This window comes from Pseudomonas sp. GW823-FHT06B06, assembly GCF_058795195.1.
This window is the reverse complement of record NZ_JBXAHO010000006.1, coordinates 66,621-83,922: the sequence shown is the minus strand read 5'-3', so window position 1 is coordinate 83,922 and position 17,302 is coordinate 66,621. Positions and strand designations below refer to the sequence as shown.

Here is a 17,302-nt window from a genome sequence, read left to right as displayed (position 1 = left end):
ATGACAGCTGCGATCCAACGGCGACTGGATATTCCAGAGCCCCAGAAAGCTGAACAGACCGAACTGCACCCGGACCTGAACCGCGCTCACGTGCGCTTCATCGGCCTGGGTAAAACCTATGACGGCAAGCAAGGTCCGGTGGCCGCGTTGCAGGGCATCGACCTGGCGATCCAGCACGGTGAAGTGTTCGGCATCATCGGTCGTAGCGGCGCCGGCAAGTCGTCGCTGATCCGCACCATCAACCGCCTCGAACAACCGACGTCGGGGCGCGTGCTGATCGATCAAGTGGACATCGGCGAGTTCGATGAAGACCATCTGGTGGCGTTGCGTCGGCGCATCGGCATGATCTTCCAGCACTTCAACCTGATGTCCGCCAAGACGGTTTGGCAGAACGTCGAGCTGCCGCTGAAAGTCGCCGGCGTACCCAAGGAAAAGCGCGAGCAGAAGGTTCGTGAACTGCTGGAACTGGTGGGCTTGCAAGCCAAGCACAAGGCTTACCCGGCGCAACTGTCCGGCGGCCAGAAACAGCGCGTCGGCATCGCCCGCGCCCTGGTTCACGACCCGGCGATTCTGCTGTGCGACGAAGCCACTTCGGCACTGGACCCGGAGACCACGCAATCGATCCTCGGCCTGCTGCGCGAGATCAATCAGCGCCTGGGCCTGACGATCATTCTGATCACCCATGAAATGGCGGTGATCCGCGAGATCTGTGATCGCGTCGTGGTGCTGGAACACGGGCGCATCGTCGAACAAGGCCCGGTGTGGGAGGTCTTCGGCAACCCGCAGCATGAGGTCAGCAAGACCCTGCTCGCACCGTTGCAACACGCCCTGCCGCCAGAGCTGCAAAGCCGCTTGCATCCGCAACCGCAGTCCGCGGAAGACGCGGTGGTACTGCGCCTGCAGTTCACCGGAACGGCCCAGGCCGAACCGGACCTTGCCGCACTGTTCAGTGCACTCGGTGGCCGCGTGCGTTTGCTGCAGGGTGGCGTGGAACGGATTCAGGGGCATGCGCTCGGGCAACTGCTGCTGGCGGTGACAGGTTCGCCCCTCGGCGCCGAAGAACTGCGCGAACGCGCCGGCCATTGGGCGCAACAGGTAGAGGTATTGGGTTATGTGGTTTGATCGCTTGCTGCAGGGTTTCATCGACACGTTTCTGATGGTCGGCGTGTCGTCGTTGATTGCACTGATGGCGGGCATTCCGCTGGCAGTGATCCTGGTCACCAGTTCCAAGGGCGGCATCTACGAAGCCCCGGCGCTTAACCGCGCACTGGGTGCCTTCGTAAACCTGTTCCGCTCGATTCCGTTCCTGATCCTGATGGTGGCGTTGATTCCGTTCACTCGCTTGATCGTCGGTACCACGTACGGCGTTTGGGCAGCCGTGGTGCCATTGACCATCGCCGCTACGCCGTTCTTTGCGCGCATCGCTGAAGTCAGCTTGCGCGAAGTCGATCACGGCTTGATCGAAGCCGCACAGGCCATGGGCTGCCGACGTGAGCACATCGTCTGGCATGTGCTGTTGCCTGAGGCGCTGCCGGGGATTGTCGGGGGCTTCACCATCACCCTGGTGACGATGATCAACTCATCTGCCATGGCGGGGGCGATTGGTGCCGGTGGGTTGGGGGACATTGCCTATCGGTATGGGTATCAGCGCTTCGATAGCCAGATCATGCTGACGGTGATCGTGTTGCTGGTGGCGTTGGTGGCGGTGATTCAGTTGGGTGGGGATCGGTTGGCTCGGGGATTGAACAAACGTTAGATCAAGATCAAAAGATCGCAGCCTTCGGCAGCTCCTACAGGGTGGCGCCACAGGGAATGTGTACACCCTGTAGGAGCTGCCGAAGGCTGCGATCTTGGCGATATTTCGTACAAGAAAATCGGCAATTCTGAAGGCTCAATCCCTTTCCTTTGCAGGACGTTTCCTAGATTATTCCGCTCGCTTGCGCCTACCAAACTCCGTGGTTAGTCTCGGTCCGTCACTGCTCATCAGTGATCGGGTTTAGTAGCCCGGAACAATAGGCGCATAGCAATTCCATGCTCATGTCCGGCACTTTGCCGCATGCAGAAAATGGTGGCTGTGCGTGGGGTACCTTCGGGTGCACCGGTTTCTCCTATTGACCGGCCTACTAACCTGCGTACAGCCGCCACCCAATCGTTTAGTAGGCGAAAAGTGTCGGCTCCCATGCAGCAATAGGAGCAACACATGGAAAGATCAGTACCCGACCCACCCCCCGAAAAAGACCCGCTCAGGGATCGATCAGCGCTCTACCGCGCCATTGATTTCTACCTCACCGGCGATCAACCCTCCCCGCCCGACGAACTGCGGTTCTACAACGTCAGCAAAGACGTGAGCTTCGAAGACACCCAACTCTACATCGCCGATCTGCTGCGCTGCGCCTCGGTCACAGCCTATCAATGTGGCGACCATCTAAAGGGCGCCGACCGTGCAATGGTGTTCTCGGTCTGGCATTTGCTGGAGATTGCCAAGGCGATGGTGGATCATTCCATTGAGTGCCTGGGGATGAAGAAGAGCTGAATCAAGATCAAAAGATCGCAGCCTTCGGCAGCTCCTACAGGGAGCTCCTCTGTAGGAGCTGCCGCAGGCTGCGATCTTTAAAGCGCGAAAGCGCTTATAGTTTGCGCATCTCCCTTTACCTGCGCAGCCGACCATGAAACAGACTCCCGCCGACCTCGAGCAGATCACGTCCACGACTCTGGACCATTACAACTCGGTGGCCGAAAGTTTCCGCGAAGGCACCCGCGATCACGATGTCAGCCAGAACATCGACGCGCTGTTGCGGCATATTCAGGGCGAGCCGCCGTTCGACATTCTCGATTTTGGCTGTGGTCCCGGTCGCGACCTGCAGACCTTTACGCGCATGGGCCACACGGCGGTAGGCCTTGATGGCTCGCAGAAGTTTGCGCAAATGGCCCGGGAGGACAGCGGTTGCGAGGTCTGGCAGCAGGACTTCCTGAAGCTGGATTTGCCTCAGGAACGCTTCGATGGGATTTTTGCCAATGCGGTGTTGTTTCACATCCCGCGCCAGGAGCTGCCCCGGGTATTGAAAGAGCTGCGCACGGCATTGAAGGCAGGTGGTGTGTTGTTCAGTTCCAATCCCCGTGGCGACAACCAGGAAGGCTGGAACGGGCCACGCTATGGGTCGTATCACGACCTGAAGGCATGGCAGCAATTGCTGACCGAAGCGGGCTTTGTGGAGCTGGAGCATTACTACCGGCCAGCGGGGCTGCCGCGCGAGCAGCAGCCTTGGTTGGCGAGTGTATGGCGCAAGTCTTCGTAGTCAGTACTGACGCCATCGCGGGCTTGCCCGCGATGAGCGCGCAGCGCTCGTCTTAGCGCACTTCTTTCTTCGGCTCGCGAATCTTGTACCAGGCCACATACAAGGCCGGCAAAAACAGCAGCGTCAGCAAGGTGGCGACGATGATCCCGCCAATCATCGCGTAGGCCATCGGCCCCCAGAACACTTCCCGGGCAATCGGGATCATGCCCAGGCTCGCCGCCGCCGCGGTCAGCAGGATCGGTCGACGACGATGCTCGGTAGCTTCCACCACCGCATCCCAGGGTGACGAACCTTGTGCCACGAACTCATCGATCTGGGTCACCAGGATCACCGAGTTGCGGATGATGATACCGATCAGCGCCAGGATGCCGAGGATCGCCACGAAGCCCATCGGCGTTCCGGTCGGCACCAGCGCCAGCACCACGCCAATCAGCCCCAGCGGCGCGACGCTGGCCACCAGGAACATCTTCTGCACGCTGTGCAGCTGAATCATCAGGAAGGTGGCCATCAGGAACACCATCAACGGCACCACCTTGTTGATCGGCCCCTGGGCCTTGGCGCTTTCCTCCACCGTACCGCCCGTGGCGACCTTGTAGCCAGCCGGCAACGAGGCGGCGAATTTTTCGATATCCGGCTTGAGCTGTGTCACCAGATCGGTTGGCTGGATATCACCGATGACCGCCGTCTTGATGGTGATTGTCGGTTTGCGGTCGCGACGCCACACCAGCGGTTGCTCGAGTTCGTAGCGCACGGAGGCAAACGCCAGCAGTGGAATGGAGGTGCCGCCCGGTGTGAGGATCTGCAGGTTCTGCAGGGTATCCGGTGAGCCCCGCTCGGCGTCCACGGCGCGACCGACCACGTTGATCAGATAGATATCGTCGTCGACCTGGGTCACCGTCGAGCCGCTGACGATGCTGTTCATCAGGTTCGCCACGTCTTCGGACGACAAGCCGAGCTGGCGCGCCTTGTCCTGGGCGATGTCGATGCGCAGTACCTTGCCTGGCTCGTTCCAGTCAAAAATGATTTCACCGATGTGCGGGTTCTTGTCCAGTTGGCTGGCCAGATCGATGGCGTGCTTGCGCACCTGGTCGATGTCCGGGCCGCTGACGCGGTACTGGATCGGCCGCCCCACGGGTGGGCCCATTTCCAGGGCCTGGACGAAACTGCCGATGCCGACGAAGTCTTTGCGCAGGCGTTCGCGCAGGCGGTCACTGAGGGCTGCGCGCGTCTCGAAGTCTTTACTCACAATCACCAGCTGAGCGTAGTAAGGGTTCTGCAGTTGCTGGTCGAGGGGCAGGTAGAAACGAATCGCGCCCTGGCCGATGTAGGTACTCCAGCGCACGATGTCGGGGTCGCCCTTGAGGGTCGCTTCAAGTTTATCCACGGCTTTGCGGGTTTCATCAATCGAGGCATTTTGCGGCAGGTTCAGATCCACCAGGATTTCCGGGCGATCCGAGGCCGGGAAGAACTGGTTCTGCACAAAGCGCATGCCGACCACCGACAACCCGAACAGCAGCACCGTTATGCCGATCGCCCACCAGCGGTTACGCATGCTCCACAGCAGGCCGCCATTGAACGCCCGCCCGAGGCGCCCGGGCTCTGCCGAGTGCGGCTTCACATTGGTACTGAGGATGTGCACGCCAATCACCGGGGCGAACAACACCGCGACAACCCACGAGACCAACATGGCCACTGCAATGACCGCAAACAGGGTGAAGGTGTATTCACCGGCTGAGCTGCCATTGAGACCAATGGGGACGAAACCCGCCACTGTTACCAGCGTACCGGTGAGCATCGGGAAGGCGGTCGAAGTGTAGGCAAAGGTCGCGGCCTGTTCCTTGGTTTCGCCCAGTTCCAAACGCGAGACCATCATCTCGACGGTGATCATCGCGTCATCCACCAGGAGTCCGAGAGCGATGATCAATGCGCCGAGGGAAATTCGCTGCATGGTGATGCCGCTGTATTCCATGAACACGAAGACCATCGCCAGCACCAGCGGGATCGAGCACGCCACCACCAGCCCCGCGCGTACGCCGAGGCTGATGAAGCTGACCACCAACACGATCACCACGGCTTCGAACAACGCACTGGTGAACCCGCCTACGGCCGCTTCCACGACGACAGACTGATCGGACACGTTGTGCACACCGACGCCTACTGGCAGATCCGCCGTGAGCTCGCTGATGCGCTGGTGCAGGGCCTTACCGAAGTCCTGGATGTTGCCGCCCGTTTGCATCGCAATGGCCAAACCGATGGCGGGTTGGCCATTGAAGCGAAATTCCGGGGTCGACGGGTCGACGTAACCACGGCGAATATCGGCGATATCGGCCAGGCGATAGAAACGGTCATTGAGCCGCAAGTTGACGTTGGCCAGATCCTTCTCGGAAATGAACTGCCCGGACGTGCGCACGGAAATCCGCTCCGGACCGGCTTCGATCACCCCGGACGGCGTCACGGCGTTCTGGGTCTGCAGGGCTTGTACGACTTGCTGCTCGTCGATGCCCAGCGCCGCCAGTTTGCGTGTCGAGAAATTCAGGTAGAGCACTTCGTCCTGCTGGCCGACCATCTCGATCTTGCCCAGCCCCGGCACACCGCGGATATCGGCGCGCGCCTGCTCGACGTAATCGCGCAACTGGCGCAACGACAGGCCATCGGCGGTGAAGGCGTAGATCGAACCAAACACGTCACCGAACTCGTCGTTGAACGACGGCCCCTGAATGCCCTGGGGAAACGAGTAGCGGATGTCGCCGATTTTCTTGCGCACCTGGTACCAGATTTCCGGGATGTCCTTGGCCTTGGTGGTATCGCGCAAGTACACGTAGACCGTGGATTCGCCAGGGCGGGTATAGCTTTTCACGTAGTCGAGGGAATCAAGCTCTTCGAGCTTTTTCTCGATACGGTCGGTGATCTGCTTGAGGGTTTCTTCCTGGGTTGCACCGGGCCAGCGGGTCTGGATCACCATGGTCTTGATGGTGAACGACGGGTCTTCCTCGCGACCCAGGTTCAGGTACGAGAAGACGCCCATCAGCAGAGAAACAAACATCAAATACCAGACGAACGACTGATGCTTGAGGGCCCATTCGGATAAGTTGAAACTCCCTTTCATTGTGGGTTGCCCTCATCGACTTTCACTTTCTGCCCCGGCTTGAGGCTGTTCACACCGGCACTGACGACTCGCTCGCCAGCCTTGATATCGTTGGCCAGCACCACCGTAGTTTGCGTACGGCTGACGATGCTGACATCCCTTGGAGAAACCGTTTGCGTCTGCGCATCAATGATCCAGACGCGGTTTTTGCCGTCGACCTCCTGCAAGGCACTCAGGGGGAGCTCGATGCGCGGCTTGATCGCGCTACTCAAGGTCACGCTGATCGCCGTGCCGAGGCGAAACGCCGGCGGTGTTTCGGTCAGCGTCAGGCGTGCGCGCCGGGTTCGGGTCGCACTTTCGGCCTGGGGTTCGATTTCACGCACAATGGCCGTGGTGGCAATGTTCGGGTTCAGTTGCGAGGCAACCTGGAACACCACGTCGGCGGGCAACTGGTCGATCAAGGTGTCGGGCAGGTCGATCACCGCTTCCTTGATGTCCGGCTGCGCCAAAGTGACCACCTGCTGGCCCGCGGTGACGACCTGCCCGGCTTCGGCACTCCACGCCGTGACCACGGCCTTGTGATCGGCGCGCAACTCGACATAGTTGAGCTGGTCCCTGGCTTGGCTGACCGCGGCCTTGGCCTGGTCGAGCGAGGCCTGGGTGGTTTTCAGGTCGGTGAGTGCGCTGTCGAGCTGCGCCTGGGAGCCCACCCCGCGATCAAACAATTGCTGCTGTCGCCGGGCGCTGGCCTGGGCGTTGATGAGTTGCGCCTGGACACTCGCCAGGTCGCCCTCGGCCGAACGCAACTGGTTCTGCTGGTCGGTGGGATCAAGCGTGGCGAGCAAGGCCCCTTTGTCGACTTCGGCACCGACATCGACGCTGCGACTGGCTATGCGCCCCGGCACTCGGAAACCGATATTGCTTTCATAACGGGCCTGGATGCTGCCCGCGAAACGCCCGAGATTCTGCTCATCCAGGGCCTGGACCGTGATCGACAACACTGGACGCACTATTTCCGGGGCGGGTTCTTCTTTCGAGCAGGCCAGCAGCATCATACCGGCGAGCACCACTAACAGACGCTTCATTGCGCAGCCCCCACAGACAAATCCTTGTAGGTGTCTTCGGCGATTTCCACCGTCACACCGGGGTGCAGCAACTGACCGCCCGCGACGACGACTTTTTCACCGCCGGTCAGTCCGGCGCTGATGATGACTTTACCGGTCAGGTAGCGGCCAACCTTGACGTTGTGCAATTGCGCCTTGCCCTCCCCATCCACCAGCCACACCGCCGGCTCGCTGACATTTTTGGTCAGCGCCGACCACGGCAGCTCCACGGCGGACTTGCCCCGGGTATTGGCGGTGGCACTCACCACCGAGCCCAATTGCATCCCTGGCGGCAAGCTGTCGAGGGTGACTTTGACCTGCACCGTACCCGTTTGCTCGGAGACGGCCGGAGTGACTTCCCGCACGGTCCCGGTGGTCTTGACCGCCGGATTATCCAGCAGACTGACCACCACCGCCCTGTCCGACGGTGGCTCGGCCAGTAGCGACTCGTAGACGTTGAACACCGCATCCCGATCCCCGTCCCGGGCCAGGCTGAAAATCGGCACCGTGGCCTGCACCACCTGGCCGACCTCGGCCTGCCGCGCCGTGATCACGCCCGGTGCGTCGGCGATCAACGCGGTGTAGCTCAATTGTTCACGGGCGTTGGCCAGTTGCGCCTCGGCAGCCGCGAGCGAACTTTGGGTGCTGCGCAATGCCGCCTGGGCGGAATCGTATTCGCTCTGGCTGGTATAGCCCTTGGGCAACAATTTCTGCTGGCGCACGAAGGCCGCGGCGTTCTGCTTGACCTTGGCCTGCTCGGCGACGACCTGGGCCTGGGCCGAATCGACGTTGGTCTGCAGGTCCTTGGGATCGAGCCGGGCGAGCACCTGCCTGGCCGAGACCCGGTCACCGACATCCACCATACGCTGGATGATCTTGCCCCCGACGCGGAACGACAACTCAGTCTGCACCCGGGCCTGGACATCACCGGTCAACGTGATGTTGACGGCGTAGTCGGCCAGCTTGACCTCTTGCACGAAAACCCGGGGCCGGTTCTTTTCGACCGGCGCCTCTTCACTGCATGCGCTCAGCAAAGCCAACAGGCTCAGGCCAAGCGCGATTTTCAATCCGGGAACAACCATGCAGACTCCTTTGCGTTTAACGGGCGCGATTCGCATGTGAGCTTAGAACAGGGATTAACCTTCGCCCACGCAATAATCGTCATTTCCTACACAGGAGCTGCGAAAGGCTGAGATCTTTTGCATTTAAATGATAAGAATCAAAAAAGATCGCAGTCTCCGGCAGCGCCTACAGAGAACGTCCTTCATGCTCAAGACCCTCGCGGTGGCCAATTACCGCTCGATCAACAAACTGGTCATTCCGCTGGGTCGGTTGAACCTGATTACTGGCCCCAACGGCAGTGGTAAATCCAATCTCTACCGCGCGCTGCGCCTATTGGCGGAAACGGCTCAGGGTGGCGTGGTCAATGCGTTGGCTCGCGAGGGTGGACTTCATTCGACCTTCTGGGCCGGCCCGGAAACCATCACCCGGCGCATGCGCAATGGCGAAGTGCCGGTAGAGACGTCGGTGCGACAGGGCGTGAAGCGTTTGCGATTGGGATTTACCGGAGAAGAATTCGGATACTCGATCAGCCTGGGGCTGCCCGATTCGAATGGTCATTTCATGCTCCCTGGAAACCCTTTACCCATTCCGTCACGTTTCAGCCTCGACCCGCAAATCAAGCGCGAATGTCTGTGGGCCGGGACGTTCTATCGCCCAGCAAGCGTTTTGGTAGATCGTGACGGCCCGCTGATTCGCAGTCGGTCCAACCGCAGCTGGGACGTGCTGGCGCAACACACGCCGAATTTCGACAGCCTGTTCGATCAGGTCGGCAGCCTGCGTACTTCGCCGGAAGTCCTGGAGACCCGTGAGTTCATCCGCCGCTGGCGCTTCTACGATCACTTTCGCAGCGATGCCGACGCTCTGGTGCGTCAGCCACAACTGGGCACCCGCACCCCGGTATTGCACCACGACGGTCGGGACCTGGCGGCAGCATTGCAGACCATTATCGAAATCGGCGACCCCGAGGCATTGCGCAACGCGATCAGTGACGCATTTCCCGGTGCACGACTGCACATCGAACCGCTTCCCGGCGGACGCTTTGCTATCGAGTTCTATCAGGAAGGTTTGCTGCGGCCGTTGTCGGCGGCTGAGTTGTCGGACGGGACGTTGCGTTACTTGCTATTGGTGGCGGCACTGCTGACGCCCCGGCCGCCGACATTGATGGTGCTGAACGAACCGGAAACCAGTCTGCATCCGGATCTGCTGCCAGCGCTGGCGAGGCTGATTATCCGGGCGTCGGAGCAATGCCAGGTGTGGGTGGTGTCCCATGCGCGACGCCTGATTTCGGCACTGCAAGAGGACCCGCAGTGCAATTGCATCGTGCTGGAGAAAAACCTCGGGCAAACCGGGATTGTCGGGCAGCGGATGCTGGATGAGCCGGCGTGGTATTGGCCGGATTGAGGCACATGGATCGTTCCCACGCTCTGCGTGGGAACGATCACGCCGACGCTGTCTCAGCTGTCGGCGTTGGCAACCTGGAACGGGTTTACCTCGTGAATCAGAACGCTGGCAAAACCGCGCCGCTGTACTTCTTCTCGATGAAAGCTTTCACTTCCGGGCTGGTCAGGGCCTTGGCCAGTTTCTGGATGGCGACGCTGTCCTTGTTATCAGGACGAGCAACCAGGAAGTTGACGTAAGGCGAATCGGCACCTTCGATCACCAGTGCATCCTTGGCCGGGTTCAGGCCCGCTTCCAGCGCGTAGTTGGTGTTGATCATGTCCAGGTCAACCTGGTCCAGCACACGCGGCAGCATGGCGGACTCAAGCTCCTTGAACTTGAAGTTGTGCGGGTTCTTGGCGATGTCTTTCGGGGTGGCCAGGGCGTTCTTCGGGTCTTTCAACTCGATCAGGCCAGCCTTCTGCAACAGGATCAGGGCACGGCCGCTGTTGCTGCCTTCGTTAGGGATGGCAATGGTCGCGCCGTCTTTCAGCTCGGCCAGGGTTTTGACTTTCTTCGAGTAGCCACCGAACGGTTCGACGTGAACGCCGATCACGGTTTCCAGGTGAGTGCCTTTGCCTTCGTTGAAGCTCTTCAGGTACGGCAGGGTCTGGAAGTAGTTGGCGTCCAGACGCTTCTGGTCGACCTGCACGTTTGGCTGAACGTAGTCGGTGAAAACCTTGATTTCCAGGTCCACGCCTTCTTTGGCGAGGGTTGGCTTTATCAGTTCGAGAATCTCGGCGTGTGGAACCGGGGTCGCCGCAACCACCAGTTTCTCGCCAGCCTGTGCCAGGCCCGCAGTCAGGGCAGCCGCCAGTGCGGTGAACAACAGAACCTTTTTCATGCAGTGTCCTTATCGAAAATCACGGTCGCTTGTGGCGACGGCTAGATATTTAGGTGCCAGTGAAGTGCTATCGCTGGCGTGACGCGGACAATACCGGGATTTTTTATTCCCGAACAATATCTTTTATTCACTTTCATATTCCATTTTGTTCATACATCGCCACAACCCATGTAGGAGCTGCCGCAGGCTGCGATCTTTTGATTTTGCTCCTTTGTGACCTCAAGGCAGCTGAAAATCAAAAGATCGCAGCCTGCGGCAGCTCCTACAGGAGGCCGGCGTTTTGTAGAAGGCGTCTCAAGGCTTCTTTCTCAGTGGTGGAGCCGCTTCCGAGTATCCGCTTGAGCTGCTGTTCGATCTGCTTCAGCCCTTCATCAGGCAAATTCAAATGCTCCGGCAAAATCTCGTCGCCGGTACTCACCAACAGCGCAAAGTGAATGACGTTTTCCAGCTCACGGGTATTGCCCGGCCAGCTATGTCGCTCCAGCACCGCTTGCGCGGCCTCGCTGATCAACGGCACTGGCAGGTCCAGGCGCTGGCTGTAGATGCCGAGGAAGTATTCGGCCAACGACAGGATGTCGCCCACACGTTCGCGCAGTGCTGGTAGTTCGAGTTGACCTTCGCTGAGGTAATGGTAGAGCCGCTCGTGGAATTTCCCGGCGGCGACAGCCTGGGCCAGGTCGATACTGGTAGCGGCGACCAGGCGCACGTCCACCGGGCTCGGTTGATGCGCACCGACGCGGGTCACTTCGTGGTTTTCCAGGGCGGCGAGCAATTTGATTTGTATCGGCAGCGGCAGGTCGCCGATTTCATCCAGGTACAACGTGCCACCGTTGGCCGAACCGAACCAACCGGCGCGGCTGCTGGCAGAACCGCTGTAGCTGCCGGCGGCATAGCCGAACAATTCGGCGTCGGCATAGGTTGGGCTGATTGCTCCGCAATTGACCGAGACGAACAAACCGCCGCGATCACTGGCGCGGTGGATGTGCCGGGCCAGCAGTTCCTTGCCGCTGCCGGTTTCACCACGAATCAGTACCGAGATCGAGCGCGGTGCCAGCTGTTCCAGCTCCTGGCGTAATTGCCGCGAGCGCGGGTCGACGAATACCAGCGCCTTGGCGCGGATGCTCAGGGGACTTTTTTCAGCATCGGGAAAGGTCAGCAGTGGCTGACCAAAGGTTTCAAAGCTCATGGCAGACTCCCGCCCAAAACCGCCAGGGGACGGGGGCGTTGAAAAAAACAAAAGGTTCAGGCGCGGCGCAGGGCGTGGTGTTCCATGCGGTTTTGCAGACGATAGAGATAGGCAAAACCCTGCTCCCAACGCTGATGACCCGACTTCACATTGATGTGCCCGGCACCCGCCAGGATCCCCGCCTCCGCGCCCCAGTTACGCGCCAGCTCCAGAGCCCGCGGCGCGCTGACGGCGCTGTCGTTGTCAGAGCTGACAACCTGGCTGGGAAACGGCAAAAGATCGGTTGGAATCGGTGCAAAATTGCGCAGCGCCGGCGCGCAAGCCGGGCGTTCGACGTCCGCTGGCGCGACCAGCAAGGCACCACGTACCTGACGCAGAAACTGCACTGGCGCCGTAGCCGCCCAGTGCGCGACGGTGATGCAGCCAAGGCTGTGGGCGATCAGGATGACGGGAGTGCTGTCGGCTGCAATCGCCTCGGCCAGCGCCGCCACCCAGTCTTCACGACGCGGCGTCAGCCAGTCCGCCTGCTCCACCCGTGCGCTGTTCGGCAAACTGTTTTGCCAGTGGCTTTGCCAATGATCTTCTGGCGATCCTTGCCAGCCCGGCACAATCAGGTAGCGAATTGATTCGTTGCGCATGGGGCAAGCTCTCCTGCTGCGTGTCTGTTCCTGATCGAGTATAGGGATGGGATTTATATTCGTTAAGGAATAAGAAGCTATTTATTAAGTCCTGAATCGAATATAAGAATTGTGGGAGCTGGCTTGCCAGCGAAGGCGTCCTTCCAGTCAAAGAGCTACCGCCTGACAAACCGCTTACGCTGGGAAGCCAGCTCCTACAGGTAAAAAAAGGGGCCGCACCCTGCCAAGGAGACGGCCCCAGGAAACTTGAAAAATTGTCAGCGCGCAGTGATCACCGACAACTTGATCAATAACGTCATGGTGAATTCCTCCTATAAACGTTTCGCGCTAAATAGGTGTCGGTTTAATGAATCTTGAAGTCGATGGGGATGCCCGAGGTCGAGCAAATTGCTACCCGATGGCTTAATCATCAAGCCAGACGCTTATCTCTTAAAGTAATTTTTAACGTTATAGATAGACCAAAAAAGAATATTAACAATGTGTGATTTACTGCGGCTTTGCTCTGTAAGGGCTGCAGAGACCAGACATTGAGTGAGCCGCCATTTCAGCCGGATTGAGGTTGTCTGAAAAATCGCTATCGCTGGCAAGTCAGCGATGAGGCCATCAGACGCGCACGCCCTCTACGGTTTCACCCTGAGCTTCGTCCTTGCGCACAAACCGGTTCGCCCGCGCAAACGTCCCGAAATCATTGAACCGCACCCCCATCTCACGCATCACTTTATGCGCCACCGGCACGGTCATCTGGCGGATGTAGAACGGTTCCTTCACCACAAAGTGATGAATCCCGTGGCTGCTGCCGAAGTTGAAGCAGAACGCCTGCAACGGCCATAGCCACCAGGCATTCAACACCTGGCACTGCTGCATGACGTTACCTGGCTCGATGTCACCGTAGTAGTGCATGTTCGAACTGATGAAGTGCAGGCAAAAGGTGCGCAGCACATTCGGGCCGATGATCACCACCGTGGCGATATCAATCACGCTCATCACCGACACCGTGGTCGCCGACCACTCGATCGGCGTGCCCATCAGGTAGGCGATGCCATTCGCGGTGTGGAAACCGAGAAACACATACCACGCGCCCCAATGTATTAGCGCCAGCGGTGCATAGACCTTCAGGGTGCGCTGGATGATGCTGAGCTTCATCGCCCAGGTCTTGGCCCGCAGCATGCGGATGAACGACGACATGATGTTGTCGCCAATCATCAACAACCGCGCGAAACCCCAAGGCTCGCCGTTGGTGATGGCACGCTCTTCCATGTCGGTTTCGGAGCCGGATACCTTGTGGTGATTGAGGTGCAGGTGACGACGAATCCACGGATTGATCGTGCTCGGACGCGCCAGCCAGACCAGGCCCATCATCACGTTGTGCGGCACCCGCTGTTTGCGAAAGTACATGCTGTGAATCAGGTCGTGCTCGAGTTCGTGGGTCAGGGACGCAAAAAAAGCATTGAGCAGCATGCACACCCACCAAGCCATGTGACCCTGGATGTAGAGCGCCGCCGAGCCGATCATCCCGGCCAGCGCGAAGGCCAGGATGCCCGCGCCCAAGGCGTCCTGGTGCTTGAGAATCGGGTAGCGCTGGCGCAGTTCTACGCCCTTGGCCAGCACCACTTCACGAATATGTGCCGATCGCGCAGCTGCATTCAATCGCTGGGGACTTGCAGAAGTACCTTGCATGCTTCCATCCTCTGGTTATTGATGTTCGCATCCTGCCCGCTTCACACACCTGGAGCGGTAGCCGAGAACGCCAACCTGTTGACCGGAAGCGCCAATCAGCATGACTGAACCGACCTCCCTCGCCAGCTGGACCCGCGCCCTGCGCAAGCAACTCGACGCCCTGGGCCTCGACAGCACCGCCCTGTGCCAGCAGGCCGGGCTCGACCCGCAACTGATGGACGACCCGAATGCGCGCTATCCGTTGTCCGGCACCACGCGCCTGTGGGAAATCGCGGTACAGGTCAGCGGCGACCCGGCGATTGGCCTGCGCGTCTCGCGCTTCGTCAGCCCCACGACCTTCCACGCGCTAGGTTATGCACTGGTGGCCAGCGGCAGCTTGCGCGAAGTCTTCGAGCGCATCGTGCGCTATCACCAGGTGGTCAGCGACGCCCTGGAACTGGAGCTGACCCGCTGCGATGACCGCTACTGTTTCCATCTGAAAATCCCGCCAGGCAATCCAGCCCCGGCCTTCGAAGCCATCGACGCCTTCGTGGCGATTTATGTGCGCACTTGCCGCAATCGCCTGGGCCGCGACTATGCACCGCTGGCGGTGTACTTGCGTCGCCCTGAACCGGCGGACCCGCACCAATGGCACAAGGTGTTTCGCTCGCCAGTGTATTTCGCCACCGGCGAGGATCGGCTGGAATTCGCGCTGTCTGATTTCGACAGTCACCTGGACGATGCCAACCCGGAACTGGCCGAACACAACGAAACCGTGCTCAACCGTACCCTGGCGCAGCTCAAACCGCTGACGTGGGAACGCAAGGTCCGCGACGCCATTGAAGAGCAATTGCCGGAAGGCGAACCCAGCGCCGAACACATCGCCAAGGCTCTGCACCTGAGTCTGCGCAGCCTGCAACGGCACCTGGCGGATGAGGGTTGCCGGTTCGATACGCTGCTCAACGAAAGCCGCGAAAACCTGGCGTTGCTGCACCTGCGTGATCCGCAATGCTCATTGAGTGAGATCAGCTATTTGCTGGGGTTTGCCGATACCAGCAGCTTCAGCCGTGCGTTCAAGCGCTGGACGGGGATGACACCGGGGCAGTTTCGGGATGGGTTGCGGTGATTGATCCAGGAGGTTGGTTGTCTCGTCTGGCCTCTTCGCGAGCGGGCTCGCTCCCACAGTTGAACGAGTTGTTCAGACTGACCCGGTCTAATGTGGGAGCGAGCCTGCTCGCGAAGAGGCCCGGACAGGCACCACAGAAACCACTCAGCGCCCCCGATCCCGCCGCAACAACTTGCGCACCCGCGCCACCAGCTCACTCACGGCAAACGGCTTGATCAGGTAATCATCCTCGTGCAACTCCAACCCACGCAGGCGATCCTCGATGCCGTCCTTGGTGGTGAGGAACAGCACAGGGGTTTCGCCGAGCTTGCGGATCTGTTGCAGCAACTGCCAACCGTTGAGCCCTGGCAGCATGACGTCGAGGATAATCAGCTCATATTCGCCATTCTCGATAAAGCGCCGGCCGTCCATGCCATTGACCGCTACATCCACCACAAAGCTTGCCTCACTCAAGCCATTGGCCAGAAGTTTGGCGAGTCCTGGTTTGTCTTCTACTAGCAGTACACGCATGGCACACCTCGACTGTCGTTCTGACAGGCTAAGCGCGTTCACGGATAAAGCCCACCATTAAACAACAACCAACGCCCGCAACCGTTGCACATCGAGGATTTCGATCTCGCCATACCCGAGACGCAATATCCCCTGCCCCTGCAGATCCTTGAGGATCTGGTTGGTGGTCTGGCGTGACAGCGACAACATGGCAGCAAGCTGTTCTTGCGGCAGTTGCAGGACGCGACGCGGTTCGTCGAGCTGGCCGTAGCCTTCGGCGATCATCAGCAAGCGATGCGCCAGCCGGGCCGGGGCCGGCAACAGGCTCAACTGTTCGAGATTGATGAAGGTCATGCGCAGTTTCTGGCTCATCAGCAATGCCAGTTGCCGCCAATGCCCTGGCTGTTCGTCGAGCATCTTGAGCAGCACGGTTTGCGGGAGGTGCAGCAGCGTGCTCTGCCCCACGCCGAACGCATCATGGGTACGTGGCTGACCGTCGAACAGGCAGATCTCGCCGAACCAGTTAGGCGATTCCACCAGGCCCAGCAATGCCTCCTTGCCCTGCTCGTTGACGGCGCCGACGCGAACCGCACCTTCAAGCACCGCGTACAGCCCACAGGGCGGATCGCCACGCTGGAACAGGCGCTGACCCGCTGACAGGTGCCGTACCCGCGCAGCACCCAGCAGACTATCCTGTAGGGACACAGGCAGATGGCTGAACCACTGACCACGCATCAGGCGCGCACGCCAGACCTGCTTATCCATCAAAACTCCTAGAGATTGTCGTCTGGCTGACAGAGCGCGAAATGGCCCCAAGGCATGATCAGTCACCCTACAGGAGGAATAACAATGAAAAAAAGCCTCGTTGACCATCTCAGTCAATACGCCGCCTACCACCGCGACCCGCGCAACATCGCCACCCACTTCGTCGGCATTCCATTGATCGTCGTGGCAGTGGCGGTCTTGTTGTCCCGTCCGCAATGGGCCGGGGGCTGGCTTTCGCCTGCGGTGCTGGTGTCACTGGCGTCGGCGTGGTTCTACCTGCGCCTGGAGTTGCGCCTCGGCGTGCTGATGACGGTGTTGCTGGGGCTGTGCGTTTGGGCCGGCCAGGCACTCGCGCAGCAAAGCACGCTGGTCTGGCTGGCGAGCGGCATCGGGATGTTCGTGATTGGCTGGGCGATTCAGTTTGTCGGGCATCACTACGAAGGTCGCAAGCCGGCGTTTGTCGATGATGTGACGGGGTTGATTGTCGGGCCGTTGTTTGTGGTGGTTGAACTGGCGTTTTTGCTGGGGATGCGCCATGAACTCAAAGAGCAGATCGAGGCGCGGGCGGGGGGTGTGCGGGTTAATCCAAAGCGTGCTGCTATCTAGATCGCAATC

The 17,302-nt window shown here is 59.9% G+C and carries 16 protein-coding genes; 7 read left to right on the top strand and 9 right to left on the bottom strand.

Annotated features, from left to right (window positions below; genetic code table 11):
- The 4 genes from AC1Q8Q_RS07315 to AC1Q8Q_RS07300 all read left to right on the top strand — a co-directional run bounded on the left by AC1Q8Q_RS07315 (position 1) and on the right by AC1Q8Q_RS07300 (position 3,296).
- Positions 1–1,122 (top strand): methionine ABC transporter ATP-binding protein, encoded by a 1,122-nt coding sequence (locus AC1Q8Q_RS07315; protein WP_151143823.1) that lies wholly within the window; start codon positions 1–3, stop codon positions 1,120–1,122.
- Positions 1,112–1,756, top strand: a complete 645-nt coding sequence (locus tag AC1Q8Q_RS07310; protein ID WP_168757069.1) for a methionine ABC transporter permease — start codon at positions 1,112–1,114, stop codon at positions 1,754–1,756. The genes AC1Q8Q_RS07315 and AC1Q8Q_RS07310 overlap by 11 nt, the downstream gene beginning before the upstream one ends.
- Before the next feature lie 444 nt (positions 1,757–2,200).
- Entirely contained in the window at positions 2,201–2,533 is a 333-nt protein-coding gene (locus AC1Q8Q_RS07305; RefSeq protein ID WP_020795821.1) for a DUF6124 family protein, read from the top strand.
- A 133-nt stretch (positions 2,534–2,666) separates the two neighbouring features.
- Positions 2,667–3,296, top strand: a complete 630-nt coding sequence (locus AC1Q8Q_RS07300; protein WP_020795822.1) for a class I SAM-dependent methyltransferase — start codon at positions 2,667–2,669, stop codon at positions 3,294–3,296.
- A gap of 52 nt (positions 3,297–3,348) precedes the next feature.
- Here the strand turns inward: AC1Q8Q_RS07300 and AC1Q8Q_RS07295 are convergent, their stop codons facing one another.
- The 3 genes from AC1Q8Q_RS07295 to AC1Q8Q_RS07285 are packed head-to-tail and all read right to left on the bottom strand — an operon-like array spanning position 3,349 to position 8,566.
- Positions 3,349–6,402 carry an efflux RND transporter permease subunit gene (locus AC1Q8Q_RS07295; RefSeq protein ID WP_020795823.1) on the bottom strand — a complete coding sequence of 1,018 codons (3,054 nt, stop codon included), beginning with the start codon at positions 6,400–6,402 and terminating at the stop codon, positions 3,349–3,351.
- Entirely contained in the window at positions 6,399–7,466 is a 1,068-nt protein-coding gene (locus tag AC1Q8Q_RS07290; RefSeq protein ID WP_042955232.1) for an efflux RND transporter periplasmic adaptor subunit, read from the bottom strand. Before AC1Q8Q_RS07290 ends, AC1Q8Q_RS07295 begins: the two co-directional genes overlap by 4 nt.
- Positions 7,463–8,566 carry an efflux RND transporter periplasmic adaptor subunit gene (locus AC1Q8Q_RS07285; protein WP_492614938.1) on the bottom strand — a complete coding sequence of 368 codons (1,104 nt, stop codon included), beginning with the start codon at positions 8,564–8,566 and terminating at the stop codon, positions 7,463–7,465. Before AC1Q8Q_RS07285 ends, AC1Q8Q_RS07290 begins: the two co-directional genes overlap by 4 nt.
- Before the next feature lie 184 nt (positions 8,567–8,750).
- Here AC1Q8Q_RS07285 and AC1Q8Q_RS07280 point away from each other — a divergent pair, with 184 nt between their 5' ends.
- Complete coding sequence (locus AC1Q8Q_RS07280; RefSeq protein WP_492598462.1) at positions 8,751–9,947, top strand: AAA family ATPase; 1,197 nt, start codon at positions 8,751–8,753, stop codon at positions 9,945–9,947.
- Positions 9,948–10,044: 97 nt separating this feature from the next.
- Here the strand turns inward: AC1Q8Q_RS07280 and AC1Q8Q_RS07275 are convergent, their stop codons facing one another.
- From AC1Q8Q_RS07275 to AC1Q8Q_RS07260, 4 genes are all read right to left on the bottom strand, one after another.
- Positions 10,045–10,827: a MetQ/NlpA family ABC transporter substrate-binding protein gene (locus AC1Q8Q_RS07275; protein ID WP_007972924.1), complete on the bottom strand. Its 783-nt coding sequence runs from the start codon at positions 10,825–10,827 to the stop codon at positions 10,045–10,047.
- A gap of 262 nt (positions 10,828–11,089) precedes the next feature.
- On the bottom strand, positions 11,090–12,013 hold the full coding sequence (locus AC1Q8Q_RS07270) for a sigma 54-interacting transcriptional regulator (protein WP_168757066.1): 924 nt from the start codon (positions 12,011–12,013) through the stop codon (positions 11,090–11,092).
- Positions 12,014–12,069: 56 nt separating this feature from the next.
- On the bottom strand, positions 12,070–12,651 hold the full coding sequence (locus tag AC1Q8Q_RS07265) for an alpha/beta hydrolase (RefSeq protein ID WP_007972928.1): 582 nt from the start codon (positions 12,649–12,651) through the stop codon (positions 12,070–12,072).
- Positions 12,652–13,254: 603 nt separating this feature from the next.
- Positions 13,255–14,328, bottom strand: a complete 1,074-nt coding sequence (locus AC1Q8Q_RS07260) for a fatty acid desaturase (protein ID WP_020795828.1) — start codon at positions 14,326–14,328, stop codon at positions 13,255–13,257.
- A 100-nt stretch (positions 14,329–14,428) separates the two neighbouring features.
- Here AC1Q8Q_RS07260 and AC1Q8Q_RS07255 point away from each other — a divergent pair, with 100 nt between their 5' ends.
- On the top strand, positions 14,429–15,433 hold the full coding sequence (locus AC1Q8Q_RS07255; protein WP_020795829.1) for an AraC family transcriptional regulator: 1,005 nt from the start codon (positions 14,429–14,431) through the stop codon (positions 15,431–15,433).
- Positions 15,434–15,577: 144 nt separating this feature from the next.
- Here the strand turns inward: AC1Q8Q_RS07255 and AC1Q8Q_RS07250 are convergent, their stop codons facing one another.
- Positions 15,578–15,943 (bottom strand): response regulator, encoded by a 366-nt coding sequence (locus tag AC1Q8Q_RS07250; RefSeq protein WP_020795830.1) that lies wholly within the window; start codon positions 15,941–15,943, stop codon positions 15,578–15,580.
- A gap of 57 nt (positions 15,944–16,000) precedes the next feature.
- On the bottom strand, positions 16,001–16,687 hold the full coding sequence (locus tag AC1Q8Q_RS07245) for a Crp/Fnr family transcriptional regulator (protein WP_020795831.1): 687 nt from the start codon (positions 16,685–16,687) through the stop codon (positions 16,001–16,003).
- A gap of 84 nt (positions 16,688–16,771) precedes the next feature.
- Here AC1Q8Q_RS07245 and AC1Q8Q_RS07240 point away from each other — a divergent pair, with 84 nt between their 5' ends.
- Positions 16,772–17,293, top strand: coding sequence for an Mpo1 family 2-hydroxy fatty acid dioxygenase (locus tag AC1Q8Q_RS07240; RefSeq protein ID WP_083349983.1), 522 nt, complete (start codon positions 16,772–16,774; stop codon positions 17,291–17,293).
- Positions 17,294–17,302 lie beyond the last annotated feature (9 nt).